The sequence below is a fragment of the Streptomyces sp. NPDC005496 genome, assembly GCF_042872045.1.
Taxonomy (GTDB): Bacteria; Actinomycetota; Actinomycetes; order Streptomycetales; family Streptomycetaceae; genus Streptomyces.
Genome location: NZ_JBIAJQ010000007.1, coordinates 243,710 through 266,283 on the forward strand (window position 1 = coordinate 243,710; position 22,574 = coordinate 266,283).

The 22,574-nt window shown below is 73.7% G+C and carries 19 protein-coding genes; 8 read left to right on the forward strand and 11 right to left on the reverse strand.

The annotated features are described in order from the left end of the window. Positions 1-461 precede the first annotated feature (461 nt). The 3 genes from ACFYQQ_RS22790 to ACFYQQ_RS22800 all read left to right on the forward strand — a co-directional run bounded on the left by ACFYQQ_RS22790 (position 462) and on the right by ACFYQQ_RS22800 (position 4,486). On the forward strand, positions 462-2,687 hold the full coding sequence (locus ACFYQQ_RS22790) for an acetate--CoA ligase family protein (protein ID WP_355782125.1): 2,226 nt from the start codon (positions 462-464) through the stop codon (positions 2,685-2,687). 214 nt (positions 2,688-2,901) lie between these two features. Next, positions 2,902-3,681 (forward strand): enoyl-CoA hydratase-related protein, encoded by a 780-nt coding sequence (locus tag ACFYQQ_RS22795; RefSeq protein ID WP_355782131.1) that lies wholly within the window; start codon positions 2,902-2,904, stop codon positions 3,679-3,681. Positions 3,682-3,880: 199 nt separating this feature from the next. After that, the gene (locus tag ACFYQQ_RS22800) at positions 3,881-4,486 is read left to right on the forward strand and encodes a flavin reductase family protein (RefSeq protein WP_355782134.1); all 606 of its coding nucleotides are present in this window, start codon (positions 3,881-3,883) and stop codon (positions 4,484-4,486) included. 37 nt (positions 4,487-4,523) lie between these two features. On the opposite strand, the gene ACFYQQ_RS22805 is transcribed toward ACFYQQ_RS22800, so the two are convergent. Further along, on the reverse strand, positions 4,524-5,840 hold the full coding sequence (locus ACFYQQ_RS22805) for an MFS transporter (protein WP_355782128.1): 1,317 nt from the start codon (positions 5,838-5,840) through the stop codon (positions 4,524-4,526). A gap of 377 nt (positions 5,841-6,217) precedes the next feature. Between ACFYQQ_RS22805 and ACFYQQ_RS22810 the strand changes: the two genes are divergently transcribed. Further along, complete coding sequence (locus ACFYQQ_RS22810) at positions 6,218-7,213, forward strand: helix-turn-helix domain-containing protein (RefSeq protein ID WP_355794456.1); 996 nt, start codon at positions 6,218-6,220, stop codon at positions 7,211-7,213. On the opposite strand, the gene ACFYQQ_RS22815 is transcribed toward ACFYQQ_RS22810, so the two are convergent. The 4 genes from ACFYQQ_RS22815 to ACFYQQ_RS22830 all read right to left on the reverse strand — a co-directional run bounded on the left by ACFYQQ_RS22815 (position 7,097) and on the right by ACFYQQ_RS22830 (position 11,711). Continuing rightward, complete coding sequence (locus ACFYQQ_RS22815; protein WP_356163881.1) at positions 7,097-8,392, reverse strand: MFS transporter; 1,296 nt, start codon at positions 8,390-8,392, stop codon at positions 7,097-7,099. The genes ACFYQQ_RS22810 and ACFYQQ_RS22815 overlap by 117 nt on opposite strands. A 148-nt stretch (positions 8,393-8,540) precedes the next feature. Then, positions 8,541-9,590, reverse strand: a complete 1,050-nt coding sequence (locus ACFYQQ_RS22820) for a Zn-dependent alcohol dehydrogenase (RefSeq protein ID WP_355787798.1) — start codon at positions 9,588-9,590, stop codon at positions 8,541-8,543. Between the two features lie 25 nt (positions 9,591-9,615). Beyond that, a complete protein-coding gene (locus ACFYQQ_RS22825) occupies positions 9,616-10,764 on the reverse strand; it encodes an acyl-CoA dehydrogenase family protein (protein ID WP_355787795.1) in 1,149 nt (382 codons plus the stop codon). Between the two features lie 35 nt (positions 10,765-10,799). Continuing rightward, positions 10,800-11,711, reverse strand: a complete 912-nt coding sequence (locus ACFYQQ_RS22830) for an SDR family oxidoreductase (RefSeq protein WP_355787792.1) — start codon at positions 11,709-11,711, stop codon at positions 10,800-10,802. A gap of 84 nt (positions 11,712-11,795) precedes the next feature. On the opposite strand from ACFYQQ_RS22830, the gene ACFYQQ_RS22835 reads away from it, so the two are divergent. Further along, positions 11,796-12,731, forward strand: coding sequence for a cyclase family protein (locus ACFYQQ_RS22835; protein ID WP_355787789.1), 936 nt, complete (start codon positions 11,796-11,798; stop codon positions 12,729-12,731). A 435-nt stretch (positions 12,732-13,166) separates the two neighbouring features. Here ACFYQQ_RS22835 and ACFYQQ_RS22840 read toward each other — a convergent pair whose 3' ends face one another. The 4 genes from ACFYQQ_RS22840 to ACFYQQ_RS22855 form a co-directional block, all read right to left on the reverse strand. Then, the gene (locus tag ACFYQQ_RS22840; RefSeq protein ID WP_355787786.1) at positions 13,167-13,646 is read right to left on the reverse strand and encodes an ATP-binding protein; all 480 of its coding nucleotides are present in this window, start codon (positions 13,644-13,646) and stop codon (positions 13,167-13,169) included. 476 nt (positions 13,647-14,122) lie between these two features. Then, positions 14,123-15,085 (reverse strand): acyl-CoA dehydrogenase family protein, encoded by a 963-nt coding sequence (locus ACFYQQ_RS22845; RefSeq protein ID WP_388905014.1) that lies wholly within the window; start codon positions 15,083-15,085, stop codon positions 14,123-14,125. A gap of 9 nt (positions 15,086-15,094) precedes the next feature. Further along, a complete protein-coding gene (locus tag ACFYQQ_RS22850; RefSeq protein ID WP_355785536.1) occupies positions 15,095-16,249 on the reverse strand; it encodes an acyl-CoA dehydrogenase in 1,155 nt (384 codons plus the stop codon). Next, positions 16,249-17,442: an amidohydrolase family protein gene (locus ACFYQQ_RS22855; protein ID WP_355785538.1), complete on the reverse strand. Its 1,194-nt coding sequence runs from the start codon at positions 17,440-17,442 to the stop codon at positions 16,249-16,251. Before ACFYQQ_RS22855 ends, ACFYQQ_RS22850 begins: the two co-directional genes overlap by 1 nt. A gap of 194 nt (positions 17,443-17,636) precedes the next feature. Here ACFYQQ_RS22855 and ACFYQQ_RS22860 point away from each other — a divergent pair, with 194 nt between their 5' ends. Beyond that, positions 17,637-19,136: an AMP-binding protein gene (locus ACFYQQ_RS22860; RefSeq protein ID WP_355785541.1), complete on the forward strand. Its 1,500-nt coding sequence runs from the start codon at positions 17,637-17,639 to the stop codon at positions 19,134-19,136. Positions 19,137-19,163: 27 nt separating this feature from the next. Here ACFYQQ_RS22860 and ACFYQQ_RS22865 read toward each other — a convergent pair whose 3' ends face one another. Continuing rightward, positions 19,164-19,676 carry an EF-hand domain-containing protein gene (locus tag ACFYQQ_RS22865; RefSeq protein WP_355785543.1) on the reverse strand — a complete coding sequence of 171 codons (513 nt, stop codon included), beginning with the start codon at positions 19,674-19,676 and terminating at the stop codon, positions 19,164-19,166. A 174-nt stretch (positions 19,677-19,850) separates the two neighbouring features. Further along, positions 19,851-20,225 carry an STAS domain-containing protein gene (locus ACFYQQ_RS22870; RefSeq protein ID WP_355785546.1) on the reverse strand — a complete coding sequence of 125 codons (375 nt, stop codon included), beginning with the start codon at positions 20,223-20,225 and terminating at the stop codon, positions 19,851-19,853. Positions 20,226-20,564: 339 nt separating this feature from the next. Here ACFYQQ_RS22870 and ACFYQQ_RS22875 point away from each other — a divergent pair, with 339 nt between their 5' ends. Together ACFYQQ_RS22875 and ACFYQQ_RS22880 are read left to right on the forward strand one after the other, a co-directional pair. Next, a complete protein-coding gene (locus tag ACFYQQ_RS22875; RefSeq protein WP_355785549.1) occupies positions 20,565-21,143 on the forward strand; it encodes a sigma-70 family RNA polymerase sigma factor in 579 nt (192 codons plus the stop codon). Further along, on the forward strand, positions 21,140-22,525 hold the full coding sequence (locus ACFYQQ_RS22880) for a maleylpyruvate isomerase N-terminal domain-containing protein (RefSeq protein ID WP_355785552.1): 1,386 nt from the start codon (positions 21,140-21,142) through the stop codon (positions 22,523-22,525). Before ACFYQQ_RS22875 ends, ACFYQQ_RS22880 begins: the two co-directional genes overlap by 4 nt. Positions 22,526-22,574: the final 49 nt, after the last annotated feature.

The following is a 22,574-nucleotide window of genomic DNA, read 5'->3' on the forward strand; positions in this document are numbered from 1 at the left end:
AGGCGTGCCGGTCACGCCCCGGCTCCGGGGAGGGTGCCGGTCACATCCCGACCTCGGAAAGGGTGCCGGTCACACCCCCGGCTCCGGGAAGGGTGCCGATCGCACCGGGCCTCGGGAAGGATGCCGTCACACCCCGGCCTCGGGAAGGGTGCCGGTGACACCCGGGCCTCGGGAGGCGTGCCGGTCACGCCCCGGCTCCGCGGAGTGCGTCGACCCAACGCCAGGGCCACCCCCGGCGCGTCCCGGCCGACGAGGTGGTCCCTCCGCGCCACTTCTCCCCCGCCCGGTTCCCCTCCGGCGTGCGGCGGGTACGACCCCCTGTGCGCGCCGCCCCACACCGGCGCCCCGCGTCCCCCGCCTGCGCACAGCCTTTGCGTGCACGACTGTTCCTGACAGGGCGTCAGTTGCGTAATCTGACACAGCGTCAGTTAATTGGCTGTCACACAGGAGCGGGCGGACCGATGCTTGGATCAACCCACGGCACCCTCACCACCGACTCCCGCCGGGCCCGCGTCATCGCCTGCGGCGAGCAACCCTCACCGGTCGTCCACGGCAGACCCGCCGACGTCGACGACCTGGACGTCAGCGGCCGGCCGCTGTACGCCGCCGTACCCGATCTGGACCGCTTCTTCCGGCCCGAGTCGGTGGCCGTGATCGGCGCCTCCGACGCCGAGGGCCGGCCGAACACCGGGATCACCCGGCAACTGCTCGCGTGGGCCGAGCGGGTCGGCGCCCGCCTGTACCCCGTGCATCCCACCCGCCCCGCCGTCTTCGGCATCCCGTGCTTTTCCTCCGTCGCCGACCTGCCGGAACAGGTCGACCTCGCCGCGCTCCTGGTCGGCGACCCCGCCTCCGTGATCGACGAACTCACCGAGGCCAAGGTCAGGTTCGCGGTCGCCTTCGCCTCCGGGTTCGCCGAGACCGGACCGGAGGGCGCGGCGGCGCAGTCCCGTCTCGCCGCCGCCGTCTCGCGCTCCGGTCTGCGGCTCCTGGGCCCGAACACCAACCTCAACGCCTTCGAGCGGTTCCGCGACGACCTCGAAGGACCGGCGATCGCCCTCATCACCCAGTCCGGGCACCAGGGCCGCCCCGTCTTCGCGCTCCAGGAGCTGGGCATCCGACTCTCCCACTGGGCGCCCACCGGCAACGAGGCCGACCTGGAGACCGCCGACTTCATCTCCTACTTCGCCGAGCGGCCCGAGGTCGGCGCCATCGCCTGCTACATCGAGGGGCTGAAGGACGGCCGCTCCTTCCTGCTCGCCGCCGACCGCGCCGTCCGCCGCGGGGTGCCGGTCGTCGCGGTCAAGGTGGGCCGCACCGAGACCGGCGCCCGCACCGCCGCCTCACACACCGGCAAGCTGACCGGCTCGGACGCCGTGGTCGACGCGGCGATGCGGCAGTACGGCGTGATCCGCGTCGACGGACTCGACGAACTCCAGGACACCGCCGCCCTGCTGGCCCGGGCACGGGCCCCACGGGCCGACGGCGTCGCCGTGTATTCGATCTCGGGCGGCACCGGAGCGCACTTCGCCGACCTCGCCACCGCGGCCGGGCTCTCGCTGCCCACGCTGTCCGCCGCCAAGCAGGCGGAACTCCACACGTGGATACCGGAGTACCTGAACGTCGCCAATCCCGTCGACAACGGCGGCCACCCGGTCGGCGACCCGCGCGGCCGGAAGATCATCGACGCGATCCTCGCCGACCCGTCGGTCGGTGTGCTGGTCTGCCCCATCACCGGGCCGTTCCCGCCGATGAGCGACAAGCTGGCCCAGGACCTGGTGGACGCGGCGGAGCGGACGGACAAGCTGGTGTGCGTGGTGTGGGGATCGCCGGTCGGCACGGAGGCCGCGTACCGCGAGACGCTCCTCGGGTCGTCGCGGGTCGCCACCTTCCGTACGTTCGCGAACTGCGTCACCGCCGTCCGCGCCCACCTGGAGCACCACCGGTTCGCCGCCGCGTACCGCTCGCCCTTCGACGAGGCGCCCCGCACACCCTCGCCCTCCTTCCGAAAGGCGCAGGCGCTGATGCGTCCGGGGCAGCAGCTGAGCGAGCACGCGGCCAAGCAGCTGCTGCGGGCGTACGGCATACGCGTGCCGCGCGAGCAGCTGGTGACCAGTGCGGCGGCGTCGGTGCGGGCGGCGGGCCTGGTCGGCTACCCGGTCGTCATGAAGGCGTCCGGCGCGCAGATCGCCCACAAGACCGAACTGGGTCTGGTGAAGGTCGATCTGACCTCCGCCAGCCAGGTCAGGGACGCCTACCGCGAGCTGACCGACATCGCCCGCTACGAGGGGATCTCGCTGGACGGTGTACTGGTGTGCCAGATGGTCGAGCGGGGCGTCGAGATGGTCGTCGGCGTCGCGCACGACCCGCTCTTCGGGCCGACCGTCACCGTCGGCCTCGGCGGCGTCCTCGTGGAGGTGCTGCGGGACACGGCCGTGCGGGTGCCGCCGTTCGGCGAGGACCAGGCGCGGACCATGCTGACGGAGCTGCGGGGGCGGGCGCTCCTCGACGGTGTGCGCGGCGGTCCTCCCGTGGACGTCGACGCCCTCGTCGAGGTGATCCTGCGGGTGCAGCGGATGGCGCTGGAACTGGGGGACGACATCGCGGAGCTGGACATCAACCCGCTGATGGTGCTGCCGCGCGGGCAGGGCGCCGTGGCCCTGGACGCGCTGGCGGTCTGCCACTGAGCACGCTGGCGACCGGGCCCCCGCCCATCCTTTCGCGCGCCCTCGGGCGAACCGCCCCAGCACCGCCGCGACCCGTCGTACGAAACGGAGCTCCCCCATGGCGTCCTCCCCCGACGCTTCCTCCCCCGGCCGGCCCCCGCGCCACCGGACCGACGGTCCCGAAGGAACCGAAGGCCCCCGAGGCCCCGGTGACACGGAGGAAGCCCTCGACTCATTGGTACTGCACGCCACTGACAACGCCGTCTCGTGGATCACCCTCAACCGGCCCGAGGCGATGAACGCCGTCACCTGGGACCAGCGCGAACGCGTGATCGCGCTGCTCGCCGAGGCTTCCGCCGACCCCGGTGTCCGCGCAGTCGTCCTCACCGCCACCGGACGCGGGTTCTGCGTTGGCGCCGATCTGCGGGGCGCGCCGGCCGGCGGCGACCGCGTGCCGGGCGACGTGGCCCGCACCCTGCGGCTCGGCGCGCAGTGCCTCGTCGCCGCCGTCCTGGACTGCGAGAAACCGGTGATCGCGGCCGTGAACGGTACCGCCGCCGGTCTCGGCGCCCATCTCGCGCTCGCCTGCGACCTGGTCCTCGCTGCGGACTCCGCCACGTTCATCGAGGTGTTCGTACGCCGGGGACTCGTCCCGGACGGCGGCGGTGCCTATCTCCTGCCGCGCCTGATCGGGCCGCGGCGGGCCAAGGAGCTGATGTTCTTCGGCGACGCGCTCACCGCCCCGGACGCCGAACGGCTCGGGCTCGTCAACCGCGTCGTCCCCGCGGCCGACCTGGAGAAGACGGCCCGCGCCTGGTCGGAGCGGATCGCCGCGGGTCCGACCCGCGCGCTCGCCCTCACCAAGCAGCTCGTCAACGCCTCCCTCGACGCCGACCGGGCCACGGCGTTCGCCGCGGAGGCGGCGGCCCAGGAGATCAACATGACGACGGCGGACGCCCAGGAGGGCGTGGCGAGCTTCGTGGAACGACGGACTCCCCGATACCGGGGACGCTGACCGGCGAACCACCGATCACCGGGACACGCCCACGCCGGATGCCGGACGCGTGCCCCGCCGGGGACGCCTCCGCCGCCGGTGCCGAGCCTGCCGCGTCGGGCCCTGTCGCTCCGAGCGCACCGCCGACCACCAGGACGCTCCTACCGCCGGTGCCGGGGGCTTCCCATCTGACGGTCCGTCAGCTTCAATGGGCGGTGTGATGGGACACGCAGGGATGGCGGCCGCCGCCGTCCGTTATCTCAGGTCCGCCGGGGCACCCACCGTCGCGGAGCCCGTGGAGGCGCTGCCGCGGCCCGGGTTGCGCGCGGTCGGCGACGACGAGCGGGCGCCGTTCGACCAGTCCGAGTTCCGGCGGGTCCTCGGGAACTTCGCGACCGGGGTGACCGTGGTGACGGCCCCCGCCGCCGACGGGGAGGGCGGCCCCGCCGGTTTCGCCTGCCAGTCCTTCTCGGCCCTCTCGCTCGACCCGCCGCTGATCGCCTTCATGGTCGGGCGTACGTCGACGACCTGGCCCCGCATCGCCCGCGCCGGCGTCTTCTGCGTCAACGTCCTGGGAGCCCACCAGGGCGAGCTGTGCCGCGGTTTCGCGGTGAGCGGCGCGGACAAGTTCGCCGGTGTCGGGTACGACGCCGCGCCCGTCTCCGGCTCCCCGCGCCTCACCGGCGCCCTCGCGTGGATCGACTGCACGATCCACGCGGTCCACACGGGCGGGGACCACCTCGTGGTGGTGGGGCGGGTGACCGCGCTCGGCGCGGCCGGCGGCGACCGGCCGCCGCTGCTCTTCCACCGCGGCCGCTTCCTCTGACCGCGTCCCCGAGACGGCTCACCGCCCCCGCGGGAGCTCAGGCGAGTGTCACCGCCGGGCGCTCCGGGCGCCGCCGGATCACCAGTGCCATCAGCGCCGCCGCCGCGCACAGCGCCCCGGAGGCCTGCCAGACGAGGTCGTACGAGCCGAACGCGTCCCGTGCCACACCGCCGAGGAAGGCGACGAGGGCGGCGCCCACCTGGTGGGAGGCGAGGACCCAGCCGAAGACGATCGCGCTGTCCTCGCCGTACTGCTCGCGGCACAGGGCCAGCGTGGGCGGCACCGTGGCGACCCAGTCGAGGCCGTAGAAGACGATGAAGAAGATCATCGGCGGGTGCACGCTCGGCGCCAGGAGCATGGGCAGGAACAGCAGCGAGACACCCCGCAGCGCGTAGTACACGGCCAGCAGCCTGCGCGGTTCGAAGCGGTCGGTGAACCAGCCGGAGGCGACCGTGCCGATCACGTCGAACACGCCGATGACCGCGAGGAGCGAGGCCGCCGCCGTGATCGGCATGCCGTGGTCGTGGGCCGCGGGCACGAAGTGGGTCTGGATCAGGCCGTTGGTCGAGGCGCCGCAGATCGCGAAGGTGCCGGCCAGCAGCCAGAACGGGCCCGTGCGAGAGGCGGAGAACAGCACCGTCACCGCCCGGCGCGCCGCACCCGGCACCGCCGGCGGCTTCTCCGTGAACTCCGTCGCGCCGTACGGCGTCAGGCCCACGTCCGCCGGGTGGTCCCGCAGCAGCAGCCAGACGAAGGGGACCACCGCGAGGGCGGCCAGGGAGACCGTGACGGCCGCCGGTCGCCAGCTGTGCTCCGAGATGATCCAGGACAGCAGCGGGAGGAAGATCAGCTGGCCCGAGGCCGAGGCGGCGGTGAGGATGCCGGTGACCAGGCCCCGGCGCTTCGTGAACCAGCGGTTGGTGACCGTCGCCGCGAAGGCGAGCGCCATCGACCCCGAGCCGAGGCCGACCAGCAGGCCCCAGCAGAGCATCAGCTGCCAGGGCGCCGTCATCCACACGGTGGCCCCGGCGCCGAGCGCGATCACCATCAGGGCGACCGCCACCACCCGGCGGATGCCGAAGCGGTCCATCAGCGCGGCGGCGAACGGCGCCGTCAGCCCGTACAGCGCGAGGTTGACCGACACCGCCGCGCCGATCGTGCCGCGCGACCAGCCGAAGTCCTCGTGCAGCGGGTCGATGAGCAGGCCGGGCAGGGAACGGAAGGCCGCCGCGCCGATGATCGTCACGAAGGTCACGGCGGCGACGAACCACGCGCGGTGGACGCGCGTACGACGGGGCGGGCGGGCGGTTCCTGATTCCGCCGCGGCGGCGGTGGCTGCGGATGTCTGGGTCACGTCATAGAGCTTCGGGGTCGCGCTTCCGGCGAACGAGTGGCCCGAAGGACAGCGTTCGCTAGGATCGGGCCATGGCTCTCATCCGTCCCGGCCACCGGGACAGCGCACCCGCCACGACGCCGGCCGCCCCGAGCCCGCCCGGCGCCACGGACGGCACCCCCGCGGCTCCGGCCACGGCGGCGGCCCCGGACGGTGCCGCGGCCCCGGGGACCGCCACGCTTCCCGACCCCGCTCCGGCCCCGGGGACCGCCACCGCGCAGGCGGACGCCTCCGCGGGACCCCGTCGGCACCAGGATCCGGCCAGGGCGTCCGGGACCTCCCCGGCGGACCTCGAGGAGCGGGCCCCGGCGCGGCGGCACCGGGTCGTCGTCCTCGCGCTGGACGGGCTGCTGCCCTTCGAACTGGGCATCCCCCAGCGGATCTTCGGGCGAGCCAGGGACGCCGAGGGACGCGCGCTGTACGAGGTCGTCACCTGCTCGGTCCGCGCGCCCGGGCCCGTGGAGACGGACGCCGACTTCGCCGTACTCGTGGAGAACGGGCCGGAGGCGCTGGCCACCGCCGACACCGTCGTGATCCCCGCCTCCTACGAGCTGGGCCCGGTCCACGAGGAGGGCGTCCTGACGCCCGAACTGGCCGCAGCGCTGGCCCACGTCCGGCCGGGCACCCGGCTCGTCTCCATCTGCACCGGCGGATACGTGCTGGCCGCCGCGGGCCTGCTCGACGGCCGCGCCGCCACCACGCACTGGGCCTCAGCCGAGCACTTCCAGCGGCTCTTCCCGAGGATCAAGGTGGACGCGGACGTCCTGTTCATCGACGACGGCGACATCCTCACCTCAGCCGGGGTCGCCGCCGGGATCGACCTCTGCATCCACCTCGTGCGCCGCGACCACGGCACCGCCGTCGCCAACGACGTGGCCCGCCGCACCGTCGTGCCGCCGCACCGGGACGGCGGCCAGGCGCAGTACATCCACCGACCCGTCCCCGAGCCCCAGGTGGCGACCACCACGGCCGCCCGCGCCTGGGCCCTCGGCCGCCTCCACGAGCCCATCCAGCTCCGCGACATGGCGGAGCAGGAGAACATGTCCGTACGCACCTTCACGCGCCGCTTCCGCGAGGAGGCCGGCATCAGCCCCGGGCAGTGGCTCACCCAGCAGCGCGTGGAGCGGGCCCGCCATCTCCTGGAGTCCAGCGACCTGTCGATCGACCAGGTGGCCCGGGACGCCGGCTTCGGCACGGCCCAGTCGATGCGCCAGCACCTACAGTCCGCCCTCGGGGTCACCCCCACGACCTATCGCCGCACCTTCCGCGCCGGCAACGGAGGCGGGACCGGGGGCCGGAAGGACGCCAACGGCCGTGTCGCGAGCGCCGGTTGACGGTGTCGCCGCGGGCGCCCGGCGCCCGCTCCGGCCCTCCCCCAGCGCGCCGACCGCGGTGAGCGCCAGCGTCAGCGCGACGCCGGCCAGGATCGCGGTCGACGGAGCGACGAAGTGCAGCAGGGCACCCGCGAGGGAGCCGGTCGCCGCGTATCCCGCGCCGACCGCCGCGTACATCACCGAGTAGCCGGCGGCCAGCGCGCTCGGCGGAAGCACCTCGCGCAGCGACAGGTTGCGGGTGAGCATCGCGCCGGCCTGGAGCACGCCCGCGACGGCGAGGGCGGCGGCCGTCCAGCCGGGGGCCGGCAGCACCGCGACCAGCGCCACGCAGGCGGAGACGCCCGTCATGAGCACCACGCTCCGGGCCCGCAGGTCCCCCGGCCAGGACCGCAGCCCGTAGACGAACGCGCCCACGCCCGACCCGAGCGCGAACCCCGAGAGCAGCGGGCCCGACCAGCCCACGCCGACGGCGCGCTGCTCCAGGAGCGCGGGCAGGACCAGTTCGGCGAGGGCGAGCAGGGACAGGCTCGCCGCGCCCGTCACGTACACCGGCCAGGCGCGGGCCAGCAGGCGGGGCAGCGAGACGCCGTCCCGGTCCGCCGCGTCGGCCTCCCAGCCCGCGGGCAGCAGCCACAGCCCCGCGACGGACGCCGCCATCAGCGCGGCGGCCAGCACGAGGGGCACCGCGGGGGCGACGCCCAGCGCGAGGCCGGTGACCGCGGCCGGGGACAGCGCCCAGATGCCGGACATCAGCATCGACTCGGTCGACAGGGCCTGGGCGACGGCGTCCTTCGGGACGAGGCCGGTGAGCAGGGTGCGCAGGCCGCCGGGGGCCGCGGCGGGCGCGGCTCCGGCGAGGAACGCGAACGCCGCGAGTATCCCCGCGTGCGCGTGCGGGAACGCGCCGAGGCCCGCGAAGCCGAGCGCTCCGGCCGCCAGGCCCGCGGCCAGTTGGCGGCGGGCGCTGTGCGGGCGCATCCGCGTGCCGAGCAGGGGTGCGCCGGTGATCTCCCCGACCACGTAGGCCGCCGCGAGGACCGCGCCCAGGGCATAACCCCCGGGGCGCTCGCGGACCAGGAAGACCAGGGCCAGCGGGGCCATGGCCACCGGGAGGCGGGCGGCGACGGCCACGACGGCCCAGGCCAGGACCTGGCGGGAGGCGACGTCGCGATAGCTCATGCGACGACGTTAGGCGACCGCGCCGACACCGCCCACGGAATTCCCGCGCCCTGTGGACAACTTCGGCCACCGCCGCCCCGGGCCCGCGTACGGCGTCCCCGCCGTGCCGTGCTCACGGGGCCCCGCCGGACGTCCGCTGGAGCGTGCGCTAGAACGTCAGCACCGCCCGCGCGACCCTGCCCTGGTGGGCGTCGTCCGCCGCCTTCTCGAAGTCCTCGACCGGGTAGGTCGCGGTCACCAGTTCGTCCAGCAGCAGCCGCCCGCTCCGGTACAGCTCGGCGTACCGGGCGATGTCGCGCTGGGGCCGCGAGGAACCGTACCGGCAGCCGAGGATCGACTTGTCCAGGTACATCGAGGAGACGAGGAAGGACGCCTCGGCGGTCGCCGGCGGGACGCCGAGGAGGATCGCCTGGCCGTGCCGGTCGAGCAGGTCGACGGCCTCGCGGACGAGTTCGACCCGGCCGACGCACTCGAAGGCGTGGTCGGCGCCCGTGGGCAGGAGGTCCCGCACGCCCCGGGTCGAGGTGAGGAAGTCCGTGGCGCCGAACCGGCGGGCCGCCGTCTCCTTGGCCGGGTTGGCGTCCACCGCCACGATCCGTACGGCACCGGCGAGCCGCGCCCCCTGGATCACGTTGAGCCCGACGCCGCCCGTGCCGATGACGAGGACCGTGTCGCCGTGCTCCACCCGCGCCCGGTTCAGCACGGCCCCGACGCCGGTCAGCACCCCGCACCCGATCAGCGCGGCGGACGGCATCGGGATGTCCGCGGGGACGGGCACCGCCTGCACCGCCTTGACGACCGTGCGCTCCGCGAAGGCCGAGTTGGAGGCGAACTGGTGGAGCGGGCGGCCGCCCCGGGTGAACGGTTGCCGCGGCATCCCGATCGCCGCACGGCACATGGTCGGCCGTCCGCGGTCGCACTGGGCGCAGGCACCGCAGTTGGCGAGCGTGGACAGCGACACGTGGTCGCCGGGCCGTACGTGGGTGACGCCGGCGCCCACCGACTCGACGGTCCCCGCGCCCTCGTGCCCCAGCACCACGGGGACCGGGAAGGGGATGGTGCCGTCCACCACGGACAGGTCGCTGTGGCAGAGCCCGGCCGCCGCGATCGCGACCCGCACCTCGCCCGGTCCCGGATCGCGCACCTCGAGATCGTCCACGACCCGGGTCCGCTTCCCGTCGAAGATCACGCCTCGCATCGCACCGGCTCCCCTCCGCCCGGGTTCATCCCCGGGGTTCCTTCGGCAGGCCGAGCACGCGCTCGGCGATGATCGTGCGCTGGATCTCGTCGGAGCCGCCGTAGATTGTGTCGGCCCGGCCGAACAGGAACAGGTGCTGGAGCTCGTCGATCCGGTACGGCTCCTCGGGCGACCAGTCCGCGGGACCCACGGCCGCCCCGGCGCCCCGCACCTCCATCGCCAGCTCGCCGAGCCGCTGGTGCCAGCGGCCCCACAGCAGCTTCGCCACACTGGGCGCTCCCGGCGCCTCGGCGTCCGAACTGCCCAGTGTGCGCAGGGCGTTCCAGCGCATCGCGCGCAACTGCGCCCACTGGTCCACGAGCCGGTCCCGGACGACGGGGTCGTCGGCGGCCCCGGTGGCGACGGCCGCCCGGATCACGGTGCCCAACTCCCGTGCGAATCCGATCTGCTGGGCCAGGGTCGACACTCCGCGCTCGAAGCCGAGCAGGCTCATCGCCACGCGCCAGCCGTCGCCCTCGGCGCCGACGAGGTGCTCGGCGCGCGCCTCCGCGCCGTCGAAGAACACCTCGTTGAACTCGCTCGTCCCGGTGAGCTGGCGGATCGGCCGGACCTCGACGCGGCCGGGCTGGTCCATGGGGACGAGCAGGAACGACAGTCCGTGGTGGCGGACCGAACCGGGCCGCGTACGGGCGAGGACGAAGCACCAGTCGGCCTCGTGGGCGAGGGACGTCCAGATCTTCTGGCCGGTGACGCGGTACGTGTCCCCCTCCCGTACGGCGGCGGTGCGCACGCCCGCGAGGTCCGAACCGGCGCCGGGTTCGCTGTAGCCCTGGCACCACAGTTCCTCGCCGCGGGCGACCGGCGGCAGGAAGCGCGCCTTCTGCTCGGGTGTGCCGTGGGCGATGAGGGTGGGGGCGAGCAGCTTCTCGCCGATGTGGCCCGAGCGTGCCGGAGCGTCCGCGCGGGCGTACTCCTCGGCCCAGGCCACCTGTTGCGTCAGCGACGCGGTCCGGTTGCCGTACCCGTCCTCGCTCCAGCCGAGTCCGATCCAGCCGGCCGCGCCGAGTTCGCGCTCCCACTCCCGGCGGCCCGCCCCGGCCGGGAGGTGTTCCGCCAGCCACGCGCGCGCCTCGGCGCGGAACGCCTCGTCCCGCGCACCGGTTCCGAACTCCACGGTCACCGCCTCACGTCGGCCGCCCGCACGGCCGCTCACGCGTTCGGGCGTTGCTTCGCGGCGGCGGCCCGGGCCATCGCCTCGACCCGTTCCAGCAGCGGCATCGGGTCCACGCCCACCGTCCCGGGCAGGAAGTCCGCGATCCGTTCGGGGGTCCAGGAGCCCTCGGCGTAGCCGGCCCGCAGCTCCCGCGGCTGCGCCCAGACCGCGATCTTGGGACCGGCGATCGTGTAGACCTGCCCGGTGATCCGCTCCTGGCGGGCGCGGTCGGAGAGGAGGTAGACGACGAGGGCGGCCACGTCCTCGGGCTCGCCGATCTCGGCCAGTTCCATGGGGACGTTCGCCGACATCCGGGTCCGGGCGACCGGGGCGACCGCGTTGGCCGTGACCCCGTACTTGTGCAGGCCGAGGGCGGCGCTGCGCACCAGTGAGATGATCCCGCCCTTCGCCGCGCTGTAGTTGGCCTGGGCGACGGAGCCCTGGTGGTTGCCGCTGGTGAAGCCGATCAGCGTCCCGGAGCCCTGGGCGCGCATCACCGCGGAGGCGGCGCGGAAGACGGTGAACGTGCCCTTCAGGTGGGTGGCGACCACCGGGTCCCACTCCTCCTCGGTCATGTTGAAGAGCATCCGCTCGCGCAGGATCCCCGCCACGCACACGACTCCGTCGAGACGCCCGTACGACGTCAGGGCCGCGTCGACGGCCCGCCGGCCGCCCGCCATGGTGGAGACGTCGTCGGCCACCGCGACGGCGTCGCCGCCCGCCGCCTCGATCTCCTTGACCACCGCCTCGGCCACCGCGCTCGTCGGGGACGCGCCCTCGACGGAGACGCCGTGGTCGTTGACGACGACGCGCGCCCCCTCGGCCGCCGAGGCGAGCGCGACGGCGCGGCCTATCCCGCGGCCCGCGCCGGTCACGGCGACGACCTTGCCTGCCAAGAAGTTCCCCACGCCCGGCCCCTTCCCGCGGTTTCTGACGGACCGTTAGATTTTATGACCCGGCAGACACCCGGAGACAAGCCCCGCGGAGGACCCATGTCAGCGACGACACCGCATCCGGCGTTCCACGACCTCGCCGAGCGCGTGAACAACTGGGGCCGCTGGGGCGCCGACGACGAGATCGGGACACTGAACCTCGTCACCGACGAGGTGGTGCGGGAGGCGGCGGCGGAGGTGCGCACGGGCCGCCGGATACCGCTCGCGCTCCCGCTGCGGCAGGACGGGGTGCAGACCGGCATGATCCCGGGGCGGGTGAACCCGCTGCACGTGATGGTGCAGATCAACCAGGAGCTGTTCGGGCCGGGCACGGTCGCGTGCAGCGACGACGTCGTGACCATGGGGCTCCAGGCGGCCACCCACTGGGACGCGCTGCCCCACGTCTCGCACTCGGGGCGGCTCTACAACGGCCGTCCGGCGGAGACGGTCACCGCGCACGGCGGGGCCGCGTTCGGGGGCATCGACAAGCCGCGGCACATCGTCTCGCGGGGTGTGCTGCTCGACGTCGCCCGGGCGCGCGGCGAGGACCGGCTGGCGGGCGGGCACGCCGTGACCCCCGAGGACCTCGACGCCGCCGAGGAGTTCGCGGGCACCCGGGTGCGGACGGGCGACATCGTCCTCGTACGCACCGGCCAGGTCCAGGTCTATCTGGCGGGCGACCGGGAGGCGTACGGCTATCCGTCCCCGGGTCTTTCGGTCCGCACCCCGGAGTGGTTCCACGCCCGCGATGTCGCCGCGGTCGCGAACGACACCCTCACCTTTGAGATATTTCCTCCCGAGATAGAGGACCTGTGGCTGCCCGTGCACGCGCTCGACCTCGTGGAGATGGGGATGCTTCAGGGCCAGAACTGGAATCTCGAAGAGTTGTCCACAGCCTGTGGACAAGAAAGGCGCTACAGCTTCCTGCTGTCGGCCACCCCCGAACCCTTCGTCGGCGGCACGGGCTCCCCGGTGGCACCGGTGGCCGTGCTGTAGCCGGCGAATCGGAGGGAAGAAAGGGGGTGTGTGTGCGGGCGGACGCCGACCGGCGGCGGCGCGGGGATGTCGGCTGGCGGCGCGGCGCTGCCCGCCCCGAGCACGGCACCGCGCGCCGCCATCCGGCTCCGGCGTTCCCGCCCTGCTCCCACTTGGCCCTCGAGGAGTCGACGCCGAATCGCGATCCGCACTCGTCGAGGGCTTCCGTCACCGAAACCCTCGTCGTCCCCTCGCGGCGAATCGCTGAACACAAGCGTGATCAAACGGACACGCCACGTCAACACCCGTACGGGGATTCATCACCTACACCCCATTTGTGACAGCGCGTACGGGAGCACTGCCCGGCGCATTCAGCCGTGGACCACGCGGGCGGACGCCGTGGACGTGCATGTATGCACGTTCCGCACGACGGGCCGCCACCGGGACGCCGGCGCGCTACACGGCCTCGTACGCGAAACCCTCGTACGCCGGGTACGCGACGGCCCTCGTGACACCCGGGGCGCAGCGGTCCACCTCGCACCAGATCCGCTTGCCGGCCCCTTCGGGGCTCCAGCCCCAGCGGTCGGCGAGACCGTCGACGAGCTCCAGACCGCGGCCGTTGGTGTCATCGCCCTGCGCGTGGCGCGGGGCCGGCGGGCAGGCACTGGAGTCGGCCACCTCCAGGCGGACCGTTCCGGCGGCGGCGCCGGAGGGTTCGCCGCGAACCCCCTGCAACTGGAGGCGCAGCACGGCCGGACAGCCCGTGTGCACCACCGCGTTGGTGACGAGCTCCGAGACGAGCAGGATCAACGTCTCGGCGAGCGGCTCGTCGGCCTCTATGCCGGACACCGCGAGCCGCGACCGAGCCCATCTCCGGGCGCGCCCCACCTCCGCGGGGTCGGGCCGGATCTCCAGCTGCACTTGAAGCACCTGCACCGCTCACACCATCCGAACCGGCGGACACATCGCCTCGCGCCTCACCAGGGCCACGATCGTGGCCATCGCCTGCATGGCCAGAACCAGGGTCACGGAACGTGATTCCCTTGAGAGACAGCATGGTTGACGTACAGTCACCCCAACAAGCGCTTCGGGCATATTCCAGCGCGAAGGAGTACGCATACGGCATACTGTGCGACGCTCGTAGCGGGGAGTCGAACAGGCGGGGACGACGGTCCGTCCCGCCCTGCGAGCGGCGCGCATCGCCCGGTCCGGCGCCACCTCGGGGGCAGCACCGGTATGGTCCGGCCTCAGAACCACTCGCATCCCACACAAGGTACCGGAGCACGGCTGTGACTCCAGGCCGTGACGAGTCACGCGTAGGACACAACCCGGTCTCAACGCTCCGTGATTCCGGTGTGCCACGTTCCGCGACATTCCGTGAGCGTCCCGCGCGGGGCGCCCTGCGCAGGGCCTCACCACGCCGATCCGGACAGCAGATTCCCGGCCAGCATCTCCTCACTCTCCGTAGCGTCGCCAGCACGCCGGGTGCGGATCCAGGCGCGTTTCAGGTGCAGGTGGACGTCGGACTCCCAGGTGAAGCCCATGCCGCCGTGCACCTGGAGGCAGTCCCGGGCGCCCCGCACCGCGGCCTCGTCGGCGAGCAGCCGGGCGGCGGCGATGTCCGGCGGGTCGGCGGTCACGGCGGCCGCGTACACGGCCGCGCGCGCGGTCTCCACCCGGACCAGCATCCGGGCGCACAGGTGCTTGACCGCCTGGAAGGCCCCGATGGGCTGCCCGAACTGCTCACGCGCCCGGGCGTGTTGCACCGCCAGCTCGCAGGTGCGGGCCGCGCCGCCCAGTTGTTCGGCGGCGGTGAGCAGGACGACCAGGGGATCGGGCGCCGCCGGGACCGGCACCCGGTGCAGCGGGGTCAGCGGGTCGACGGACCGCACGGCCACGGCCTCGGGCATCAGGGACACCGGGCGGGCGGGCGAGCCGGGCGGTGCCGTCGGCCGTTCCGCGTTCCGGAGGGGCTCCGGGGGTGACCCGGGCGGTCCGGGGTCCCGTACGACGTCCGCCTCGTCCAGCCACTCCACGAGGCCGCCGTACGCGGCGGTCACGACCGTCTCCCCGGTGGCCGCCCCCGGCACGGTCCCGGCCGCCAGGTGTGTCGCCACCAGCGGCCCGGGGAGCAGCACGCGACCGGCCTCCTCGAAGGCCAGCACCGCCTCCGGGAGGCCGAGGCCGACCCCGCCCTCGGCCTCCGGCAGCCGCAGCGCGAAGAAGCCCGCCGCCCCCAGCTCGTGCCAGAGCGCGCGGTCGAGGCCGCCGCCGTCCACCGCCGCGCGCAGCGCCCCCCGGCCGAAGCGCCCTTCGAGCAGCGTGCGCACACCCGCCCGCAACGCCTGCTGGTCGTCCGTGAGTTGGAAGTGCACGGGATGCCGTCACCGTCCCTTCGGGAGGCCCAGGATGCGTTCGGCCACAATGTTCGCCTGGATCTGCGAGGTGCCGGCCGCGATGGTGTACGACAGCGAGGAGAGCCGGTCGAGGGTCCACTCGTGCCCCAGGTCCAGCGCGCCGGGCCCGAGGACCTCGGCCGCCGCGTCGTACAGCTCCTGCCGCGCGTGCGAGTACCGCAGCTTGAAGACGGACCCGCCGGTGCCGGGCACCCCGCCCGTGCGCTGCGCCTCGCTGACGTTCCACTGCGTCAGCCGCCACAGCGCCCGGAACTCGGCGTTCAGCCGGCCGAGGCGGCGGCGCAGCACGGCGTCGTCCCAGTGGCCGTCGGCGCGGGCCGCGCGGGCGAGTTCGCGCAGCACCCGCCGGCAGGCGACGACCTCGCCGACGAAGGCCGTGCCGCGTTCGAAGGAGAGCGTCACCATGGTCACGCGCCAGCCGTCGTTCTCGGCGCCGACCCGGTTGGCGACCGGGACGCGCACCTCGTCGAGGAACACCTGCGCGAACTCGGCCGAGCCCGCGAGGGTGCGCAGCGGGCGGACCGTGACGCCCGGCGCGTCCATGGGCAGGGCCAGCCATGAGATACCCCGGTGCTTCGGGGCGTCCGGATCGGTGCGCACGAGCAGTTCGCACCAGTCCGCGACCTCCGCGTGCGAGGTCCAGATCTTGGACCCGCTGACCACGTAGTGGTCGCCGTCGCGCCGCGCGCGTGTGCGCAGCGCCGCCAGGTCCGATCCCGCGTCGGGCTCGGAGAACCCCTGGCACCAGACCTCCTCGCCGCGCAGCACGGGCGGCAGCCAGCGCGCCCGCTGTTCGGCGGTGCCCTCGACGGCGATCGTGGGGCCCGCGTGCAGCAGTCCGACGAAGTTGGCGCCCACGTAGGGGGCGCCCGCCTTCTCGGTCTCCTCTAGGAAGATCAGGTGCTGGGTCGGGGTGGCTCCCCGGCCGCCCGCGTGGACGGGCCAGTGCAGTCCCGCGTACCCGGCGTCGTAGAGCCTGCGCTGCCAGCCGAGGTCGTAGGCGCGCCGTCCGGGCCAGTCGTCGGGCGCGGGCTTCGGGGGCAGGGCGGGCAGGGTCTCGCGGAGCCAGGCGCGCAGCCGGGCGCGGAAGTCCTCCTCCTCCGGGGTGCAGGCGAGGTCCATCAGCTGTCGAGGTCCAGGTCCAGCATCCGGATCGCGTTGCCGCGCATCAGCTTGTGGACGGTCTCGTCGTCGAGGCCCTTCACGTGGTCGAGGGCGACCTCCTTGGTGTGCGGGAAGGTCGAGTCGACGTGCGGGTAGTCCGTCTCGAGGGTGGCGTTGTCGCGGCCGACCGTGTCCAGGGAGGCCACGCCGTGCTTGTCGCGGAAGAAGCAGCAGAAGATCTGCCGGTAGTAGTACGTCGAGGGCGGTTCCGGGATCAGGTCCCTGACCCCGCCCCAGGCGCGGTGCTCCTCCCAGACGTCGTCGGCGCGCTCCAGGGCGTACGGGATCCAGCCCATCTGCCCTTCCGAGTAGGCGAGTTTGAGCCGGGGGAACTTCACGAGCACGCCGGAGAAGAGGAAGTCCATCATCGAGGCCATGGCGTTGTTGAAGCTGAGCGATGCCTGCACTGCGGGCGGCGCGTCCGGGGACGCGGCGGGCATCTGGGAGCTGGACCCGATGTGCATGTTCACGACGGTGCCGGTCTCCTGGCAGACCGCGAAGAAGGGGTCCCAGTAGCCGGAGTGGATTGAGGGGAGCCCCAGGTGGGTGGGGATCTCGGAGAAGGTCACGGCCTTGACGCCCCGGGCGGCGTTGTGCCGGATCTCGGCTACGGCCAGGTCGATGTCCCAGAGCGGGATCAGGCACAGCGGGATCAGCCGGCCGCCGCTGTCGCCGCACCACTCCTCGACCATCCAGTCGTTGTAGGCGCGCACGCAGGCCAGGGCGACCTCCTTGTCGTGCGCCTCGGCGAAGGTCTGCCCACAGAAGCGGGGGAAGGTAGGGAAGCAGAGGCTGGCCTCGACGTGGTTGAGGTCCATGTCCCTGAGTCGCTCGGCCGGGTCCCAGCAGCCGCGCCGCATCTCCGCGCGGGTGATGCCCTCCAGCGTCATCTCGTCGCGGTCGAAGCCGACGGCGGCGATGTTGCGCTTGTACGGGAACTTGAGGTCCTCGTAGATCCACCAGTCGGTCGGCGGGCCGTCGGGGTCCATCGTGATCTGGTACCTGCCCGCCACGTAGGCGAGTTCGCCGATGCCGGCGGTGAGCGGCTTGGGTCCACGGTCCCGGTACTTCTGCGGCAGCCAGGTCTCGAAGAGGTGCGCGGGCTCGATCACGTGGTCGTCGACGCTGACGATCCGCGGCAGTTCCGTCATGAGTCCCCTCCACCGTGGGGTGCACGTCCGCCGACGGATCTGATGACCCGTCAGATGTCAGGCTAGCCCCGCACCCCTGGACCGACAAGGCGGTGCGCCCTACGCTCTGCGCATCATCTGACTGTCCGTCAGTTGAGGTCCGCCGCGCCTCCGGAGCCACGGGCCGGGGCGCCGCCGGCAGCGAGGGGATCGCCGTGAACGACACCGCACACGCACTCGCCGCGTCGCCCACCCTCTGGGAACTGGTGCGCCGCCGCGCCGCGCTGACCCCCGACCGTCCGGTCCTGCTCCAGGGCGACCGCACCCTGACCTTCGGCGAGCTGCACGGGCGCGCGGAGCGGGTCGCGGCGGGCCTGTACGGCATGGGCGTACGCCCCGGCACGGTGGTCGCCTGGCAGTTGCCCACGCGGATCGAGACCGCGCTGCTGTCCTTCGCGCTGGCCCGGCTCGGCGCCGTCCAGTCGCCGGTGATCCCGTTCTACCGGGACCGCGAGGTCGGCTTCGCCCTGCGCGAGTCCAAGGCGGAGTTCTTCGCCGTCCCCGGGGTGTGGCGCGGCTTCGACCACACCGCGATGGCCCACGCACTGGGCGCGAAGGGCGTCTTCGAGGCGTACGACGACCTGCCGGACGGCGATCCGTCCGTGCTGCCCGCCCCGCCCGCCGACGGCACCTCCGTTCGCTGGATCTACTGGACCTCGGGCACCACCTCCGACCCCAAGGGCGTGCTGCACACCGACCGTTCACTGATCGCGGGCGGCTCCTGCCTGGCGCACGCCCTGCGCCTGACGGATCGGGACGTGGGCTCGATGGCATTCCCGTACGCGCACATCGCCGGGCCCGACTACACGGTGATGCTGCTGCTCTACGGCTTCCCGGCGGTGATGTTCGAGCACTTCGCGCTGCCCGGCGCCCTGGCGGAGTACCGGCGGCACGGGGTGACCGTGGCCGGCGGGTCCACGGCGTTCTACTCGATGTTCCTCGCCGAGCAGCGCGGGCGGCCGGGGCGGAAGGTGATCCCGAGGCTGCGGCTGCTGGCGGGCGGCGGGGCGCCGAAGCCGCCCGAGATCTACCACGCCGTCGTCCGCGAGATGGGCGTCCAGCTCACCCATGGGTACGGGATGACCGAGGTGCCGATGATCACCATGGGCTCGCCCGACGACACGGCCGAGAACCTGGCGACGACGGAGGGACGGCCCCCCGAGGGCATGCGGATCCGGATCGTGGACGGGGAGGTGCGGCTGCGCGGCGAGGCCGTCTGCCAGGGGTATCTGGACCCGGCGCAGACGGCGGCGGCCTTCGACGAGGAGGGGTTCCTGCGCACCGGCGACCTGGGACGGCTGACGGACAGCGGTCACCTGGTGCTGACCGGCCGCCTCAAGGACGTGATCATCCGCAAGGGCGAGAACATCTCGGCCCGGGAGATCGAGGACCTGCTGCACAGGCATCCCGGCGTCGGCGACGTCGCGGTGATCGGCCTGCCCGACGCGGAGCGCGGCGAACGGGTCTGCGCGGTGGTCGAACAGCCACCGGGGGCACCGGAGTTGACCCTGGCGGAGGTGACCGCGTATCTGCGCGGGGAAGGGCTGTCCGTGCACAAGCTGCCGGAGCAGCTGGAGGTGGTGGACGCCCTTCCCCGCAACGAGACCCTGCGCAAGGTGCTCAAGTACCGGCTCAGGGAGCGGTTCTCGGCGTGAGCTCCCCGTACGCGCCCGCCGTGGACCTCACTCGGGCACCGTGAAGTAGCGGGCGAACGCGGTGACGACCTCCGTCTCGCCGATACGGCCGTCGGCGTCGGTGTCGAGGGCGCCGGCCGCGTAGGCGGCGACCTCCTCGCTCGCGCCGAGGGCCCGCAGGACACGCGCGGTCTCCTCGACCGTGGCCGCGCCGTCCCCGTCGGTGTCCGCGACGGCGAGCGCCGCGTGCAGGAAGGGGCGGGCGATCTCGGCGAAGCGGTCGGGGTTGTCGCGCAGCCGCTTGACCGCGCCGTTGACGAACTCCTCGCGCGTGATGCGCTGGTCGCCGTCCCGGTCCGCTATGCCCGCCATGCCCTGCCAGAAGGCCTCGGCCCCGCTGTAGAGGGCCTGGCCCTTGTCCGACCGGGCCGCCGTACCGAACTGGGCGAGGACCGATTTCGCCGCCGCGTTGAAGTCCTCCCGGTCGATGTAGCCGTTGCCGTCCTGGTCGAAGGTGGCGAACCGGGCGGCGATCCTCCGCTCGTACTCGGTGCTGACCATGGTGTTCGGACCGCCTTACATCTCAGCCGGACTCTCAGCCGGACTGCGGGTTCATCTGGCAGGGAGCGTACGACGCCGGAGGCCCCGCGGGAGCCGGAAAACGTCGCTTGTACCAAGACCGCGCGAATTCCGGGACAACCGTGTGGCACCGCGACGCCTCCGCTGTGACCCACGTCACGCGGACAGGGGGCGGGATTCCTCGTCGAGGGCGGTGTCGAGATCCGGGAAGACGTCGAACAGACGGCGCACCCCGAGTGCGGCGAGCACCCGGTTGACGTGCGAGCCGTCCTCGGCGCCCTCGGCGGGCAGTATCAGCCGCAGGCGCCCCTGGCAGGAGCGGATGAGCCGACGGGTCGCGATGAGCACGCCGACCCCGCTGGAATCGCAGAAGAAGACCTCGGACAGGTCGAGGACGAGACTGTGGCGGCCGTCCGCCACCGCGTCGTGCACCCGCTGGCGGACCACCGGCGACGTCACCAGGTCCATCTCGCCCGCCACTTGGAGCACGGCCCAGTCGCCTCGCTCCCCGTCGGTCACCTTGAGCGTCACGCCACGCCTCTCGTCGCCCTCCGGAAACGGAATACGCTCCCTCGGTTCTCCTGCGCGGCTGCCCGGCAGTCGTTTCCATGAAACACCTGCACGCGACCGAAAGCCCGCCCCTGTCGAGCCAAAAAAGTCATGGCCGATCTGCCCCGATCAGGGGTGATCGGGGTGGGGACGGGTAGGCGCCGCGGCGGCGGCGGTTCACTACCATCCGCCGCTCGTCAAGGGGCGCACATTGCCGCAAAGGGGCGTGCGCTGTCGGACGTGCCGACTACATTCGAGACAGCGACGCACACAGGCTGGACAGCGGACAGGCACTCGGGACGGGCAGGGGTGAGGGGCCGTATGGCGAAGAAGGACGCACCGCCCCGCTGGGACCGCAAGATGCAGCAGCGGCTCGCCCGCGGGGAGGCGGCGGCGCTCGGCGAGCTGTACGACCGGTTCGCCTCGCTCGTGCACGGCCTCGCCCACCGCGTACTGGGGGACGAGGACGCGGCCGACCGCATCACCCGCGAGGTGTTCGTCCACGTCTGGGAGAACCCCGACGCGTACGACCCCAAGCAGGGCCCGCTGCGTTCCTGGGTCGCCACGCTGACCCACCGGCTCGCCGTGCAGCGCCTGCGCGCCACCGAGACCGCCGCGCTGGCGTCCGGCGGCCGGGGCAGCGTGGAGGAGCTGGAGCGCCGGGTGCGCCGCGCCTCGGTGGCCGCCCGCGCGGACTACATCGTCACGTCCATGCCCATGCCGCTGCGGGCCGCCCTGGAGCGCGCCTACTTCCAGCGCCGGGACTACCGCCAGACCGCCGTGGACCTCGGCATCACCGAGGACGAGGCGCGCCGCCGGCTCCGCCTCGGCCTCCAGCTGCTGTCCACCGCCCACGACGGCCCCTCCGGGACGCCTCCCGAACCCGGGGGCACGCGGTGAGCGGCGACGCGGACCGCGCCGGGGACCTCGGCGCCGGGAGCCCGCACGAGGAGACCGGCGGCCACCGGGAGGACGTACCGGAGGACGCCGAGGGCAAATACGGGGACGGCTCCGGCGGCTCCGGCGGTCACGGCGGCGGCCCGGACGGGCCGGGCACCGAGCACGGCGGCCCCGGGGAGGAGTCCGGACGCCCGCCGCGCATACCGCCGCCCCGGTCCTCCGTCGAGGACACCGGACGCCCGCTCCCCGGGCCGGACCCGGCCCTCGCGCCGCTCGTCCTGGAGCACCCCGTCCTGAAGTCGCTGCTCGGCGCCTGGGCGCTCGCCGCGTGCTCGGCGGACGAGACGCTGGCCGTCGAGGACCACCTCGGCGAGTGCGGCGCCTGCGCGGACGAGGCCCGCCGGCTGCGCGAGGCCGTCGGGCTGCTGCATCCGGCCGAGAGCCTCGACCTCGACCCGACGCTGCGCACCCGGGTCCTGGAGGGCTGCCTCGACCGGCGTCCGCCGCGCATCCCGGTGCCCGACTGGGCGGCCCCGTACGACGCCGAGACCGCGCGGCTCGACGCGCTGCTCCAGGACATCGGCGGCGCCGAGTGGCACGCGCCCGTGCGGCTGCGCTGGTTCGACGGGCAGGGGCCCGCGAGCCGCCGTACGACCGTCGCCGGGGTGATCGCCCATCTGCTCACCGTGGACGGGCTGGTCGCCGTCGCGCTGGGCCTGGACGATCCGCTCGGCAGGACCCGCGCCGACGAGGGGTCGCCGGCGGGGCGGACCGAGGCGTACTGGGCCGCGTCGCACTTCCCGCCCACCCGTGCGCTGCGCGGGCCGTGGCGGGAGCAGAGCCACAACCTGGTGCGGACGGTGTCGTTCGCCGGCGGCGGCTCGGGGCTGCTGCCGGTGCCGTACGGCGCCTTCGAACTGCCGCTGCGGGACTCGATGCTGGACCGCGCCTTCGAGTGCTGGGTGCACGCGGGCGACATAGCGGAGGCGGTGGACTACCCGTACGAGCCGCCCGCCCCGCGCCATCTGCACCGGATGATCGACCTGGCGGCCCGGATGCTGCCCACCTCGCTCGCCGAGCGGCGTCGCGCGGGCCTGTCGTCCCCGCCGCCCCGGCATCTCGTCGCGGCCGGCACGCCCGGCCGCAGCCTGCGGCTGGAGATCGAGGGGTCAGGCGGCGGGGAGTGGCTCATCCCGCTCGACTCGCCGGGAGCGGTCGCGTCCGCCGAGTTCGAGGTCGCCCATGTCGCCCTGGACGGCGTGGAGTTCTGCCGGCTGGCCGCCGGGCACGTGTCGCCGGAGGAGGCGGCCGCCGGTCAGGACGGGGACCGCGAGGCCATCCGGGACGTCCTGCTGGCGGCGGCGTCCCTCAGCCGGATGTGACAGCGGGCGCCTGCCGGGGGTGCGGTGGCGGGCGCCTTCCCGGCGGGGC

Bases quoted from the DNA above. Each gene is read 5' to 3' on its own strand.
- ACFYQQ_RS22850 (WP_355785536.1), bottom strand. From the start codon at position 16,249: ATGGACCTCGCCTGCACCCCGGAGGAGGAGGACTTCCGCGCCCGGCTG.
- ACFYQQ_RS22875 (WP_355785549.1), top strand. From the start codon at position 20,565: ATGGCGAAGAAGGACGCACCGCCCCGCTGGGACCGCAAGATGCAGCAG.
- ACFYQQ_RS22835 (WP_355787789.1), top strand. From the start codon at position 11,796: ATGTCAGCGACGACACCGCATCCGGCGTTCCACGACCTCGCCGAGCGC.
- ACFYQQ_RS22790 (WP_355782125.1), top strand. From the start codon at position 462: ATGCTTGGATCAACCCACGGCACCCTCACCACCGACTCCCGCCGGGCC.
- ACFYQQ_RS22820 (WP_355787798.1), bottom strand. From the start codon at position 9,590: ATGCGAGGCGTGATCTTCGACGGGAAGCGGACCCGGGTCGTGGACGAT.
- ACFYQQ_RS22865 (WP_355785543.1), bottom strand. From the start codon at position 19,676: ATGGTCAGCACCGAGTACGAGCGGAGGATCGCCGCCCGGTTCGCCACC.
- ACFYQQ_RS22855 (WP_355785538.1), bottom strand. From the start codon at position 17,442: ATGACGGAACTGCCGCGGATCGTCAGCGTCGACGACCACGTGATCGAG.
- ACFYQQ_RS22815 (WP_356163881.1), bottom strand. From the start codon at position 8,392: ATGAGCTATCGCGACGTCGCCTCCCGCCAGGTCCTGGCCTGGGCCGTC.
- ACFYQQ_RS22800 (WP_355782134.1), top strand. From the start codon at position 3,881: ATGGGACACGCAGGGATGGCGGCCGCCGCCGTCCGTTATCTCAGGTCC.